Origin of the sequence: Micromonospora antibiotica, from assembly GCF_017599305.1 — a bacterium.
GTDB lineage: Bacteria > Actinomycetota > Actinomycetes > Mycobacteriales > Micromonosporaceae > Micromonospora > Micromonospora antibiotica.
In genome coordinates this window covers 1-3,106 of record NZ_JAGFWR010000052.1, presented here as the reverse complement: position 1 = coordinate 3,106, position 3,106 = coordinate 1, and the positions used below count along the sequence as shown (strand labels likewise).

General features: G+C 56.7%; 2 rRNA genes (1 of these 2 cut by a window edge). Both read left to right on the top strand.

The annotated features are described in order from the left end of the window. Positions 1 to 2,879, top strand: a 23S ribosomal RNA gene (locus JQN83_RS32510); it begins 330 nt to the left of the window's first position. 108 nt (positions 2,880 to 2,987) lie between these two features. Further along, positions 2,988 to 3,104, top strand: a 5S ribosomal RNA gene (rrf, locus tag JQN83_RS32505). The last annotated feature ends 2 nt before the right edge of the window (positions 3,105 to 3,106 follow it).

Below are 3,106 nucleotides of genomic sequence, written 5' to 3'. Positions count from 1 at the left end.
TTAGTGATTCCGTGAGTAGTGGCGAGCGAAAGCGGATTGAGGCTAAACCGGTTGCGTGTGATACCTGTCAGGGGTTGCGTGGTCGGGGTTGTGGGACCCTGCTGAACGAGCTGACACTTGTTCGAGAAGTTATCAAGTTAGTGGCTAGTCGAACAGTCTGGAATGGCTGACCGTAGACGGTGAGAGTCCGGTAGGTGAAAGTTGCTGACCTTCTGTGGGTGTTCCCGAGTAGCGGCGGACCCCTGAAATCTGCCGTGAATCTGCCAGGACCACCTGGTAAGCCTAAATACTTCCTGGTGACCGATAGCGGACGAGTACCGTGAGGGAATGGTGAAAAGTACCCCGGGAGGGGAGTGAAATAGTACCTGAAACCGTTCGCCTACAATCCGTCGGAGCCTTGCGGGGTGACGGCGTGCCTTTTGAAGAATGAGCCTGCGAGTTAGTGGCATGTGGCGAGGTTAACCCGTGTGGGGGAGCCGTAGCGAAAGCGAGTCTGAATAGGGCGTCGTAGTCGCATGTTCTAGACCCGAAGCGGAGTGATCTAGCCATGGGCAGGCTGAAGCGCGGGTAAGACCGCGTGGAGGGCCGAACCCACCAACGTTGAAAAGTTGGGGGATGACCTGTGGTTAGGGGTGAAAGGCCAATCAAACTCCGTGATAGCTGGTTCTCCCCGAAATGCATTTAGGTGCAGCGTCGCGTGTTTCTTGCCGGAGGTAGAGCACTGGATGGTCTAGGGGGCCCACAAGCTTACCGAAATCAGCCAAACTCCGAATGCCGGTAAGTGAGAGCGCGGCAGTGAGACTGCGGGGGATAAGCTTCGTAGTCGAGAGGGAAACAGCCCAGATCACCAGCTAAGGCCCCTAAGCGTGTGCTAAGTGGAAAAGGATGTGGGGTCGCATAGACAACCAGGAGGTTGGCTTAGAAGCAGCCACCCTTTAAAGAGTGCGTAATAGCTCACTGGTCAAGTGGTTCCGCGCCGACAATGTAGCGGGGCTCAAGCACACCGCCGAAGCTGTGGCACTCACATTTTACTTCGCATCTCCTTGATGGGGTGTGCAGGTGTGTGGGTGGGTAGGGGAGCGTCGTGCCGGGGGTGAAGCAGCGGGGTGACCCAGTTGTGGACGCGGCACGAGTGAGAATGCAGGCATGAGTAGCGAAAGAAGGGTGAGAAACCCTTCCGCCGGATGACCAAGGGTTCCAGGGCCAGGCTAATCCGCCCTGGGTGAGTCGGGACCTAAGGCGAGGCCGAGAGGCGTAGTCGATGGACAACGGGTTGATATTCCCGTACCCGCGAAAGAGCGCCCGTGATGAACCTTATTGTGCTAACCGCCCGAGCTGTTTGAGGTCTTCGGACTGAGGATGGTGAGCGTGGGAACCTGGTGGGTAGTAGTCAAGCGATGGGGTGACGCAGGAAGGTAGCTGAGCCCGGCCGGTGGTTGTGCCGGGGTAAGCGTGTAGGCCGTGTTGTAGGCAAATCCGCAACACATGGGGCTGAGACGTGATGCCGAGCCGATTCAGGTGAAGTCAGTGATCCTATGCTGCCGAGAAAAGCCTCTAGCGAGTTCTTAGCGGCCCGTACCCCAAACCGACACAGGTGGTCAGGTAGAGAATACCGAGGCGATCGGGCGAACTGTGGTTAAGGAACTCGGCAAATTGCCCCCGTAACTTAGGGAGAAGGGGGGCCGGAGACGTGAAGCCCCGTGCGGGTGGAGCGTTGTATGGCCGCAGAGAGCAGGGGGAAGCGACTGTTTACTAAAAACACAGGTCCATGCGAAGAAGTAATTCGATGTATATGGACTGACGCCTGCCCGGTGCTGGAACGTTAAGGGGACCTGTTAGCTCTTCGGGGCGAAGCGGAGAACTTAAGCGCCAGTAAACGGCGGTGGTAACTATAACCATCCTAAGGTAGCGAAATTCCTTGTCGGGTAAGTTCCGACCTGCACGAATGGCGTAACGACTTCCCCACTGTCTCAACCACAGGCCCGGCGAAATTGCATTACGAGTAAAGATGCTCGTTACGCGCGGCAGGACGGAAAGACCCCGGGACCTTTACTATAGCTTGACATTGGTATCTGAATGGGCTTGTGTAGGATAGGTGGGAGCCGGTGAAACCTGTACGCCAGTATGGGTGGAGGCAATCTTGAAATACCACTCTGGTTGATTTGGGTATCTAACTTCGGACCGTTATCCGGTTCAGGGACAGTGTCTGGTGGGTAGTTTAACTGGGGCGGTTGCCTCCTAAAGGGTAACGGAGGCGCCCAAAGGTTCCCTCAGCCTGGTTGGCAATCAGGTGTTGAGTGCAAGTACACAAGGGAGCTTGACTGTGAGACTGACAGGTCGAGCAGGGACGAAAGTCGGGACTAGTGATCCGGCACTTGCGAGTGGAAGCGGTGTCGCTCAACGGATAAAAGGTACCCCGGGGATAACAGGCTGATCTTCCCCAAGAGTCCATATCGACGGGATGGTTTGGCACCTCGATGTCGGCTCGTCGCATCCTGGGGCTGTAGCAGGTCCCAAGGGTTGGGCTGTTCGCCCATTAAAGCGGTACGCGAGCTGGGTTTAGAACGTCGTGAGACAGTTCGGTCCCTATCCGCCGTGCGCGTAGGATACTTGAGAAGGGCTGTCCCTAGTACGAGAGGACCGGGACGGACGAACCTCTGGTGTGCCAGTTGTCCCGCCAGGGGCACGGCTGGTTAGCTACGTTCGGAAGGGATAACCGCTGAAAGCATCTAAGCGGGAAGCCTGCTTCAAGATGAGGTATCCCACCCCACATTTGTGGGGGTAAGGCCCCCAGCTAGACGACTGGGTTGATAGGCCGGAAATGTAAGCCCGGTAACGGGTTCAGTTGACCGGTACTAATAGGCCGAGGACTTGACAACAAGGCTGCTACGCGTCCACTGTGCAACTCTGAACAAACACCAAACAACCCCCTGCATTCGGGAGTGTTCGGGTGTGGGTGTGTGTGTTGTTTGATATGTTCATAGTGTTACGGCGGTCATGGCGGAGGGGAAACGCCCGGTTACATTCCGAACCCGGAAGCTAAGCCCTCCAGCGCCGATGGTACTGCACTCGGGAGGGTGTGGGAGAGTAGGACACCGCCGGACAA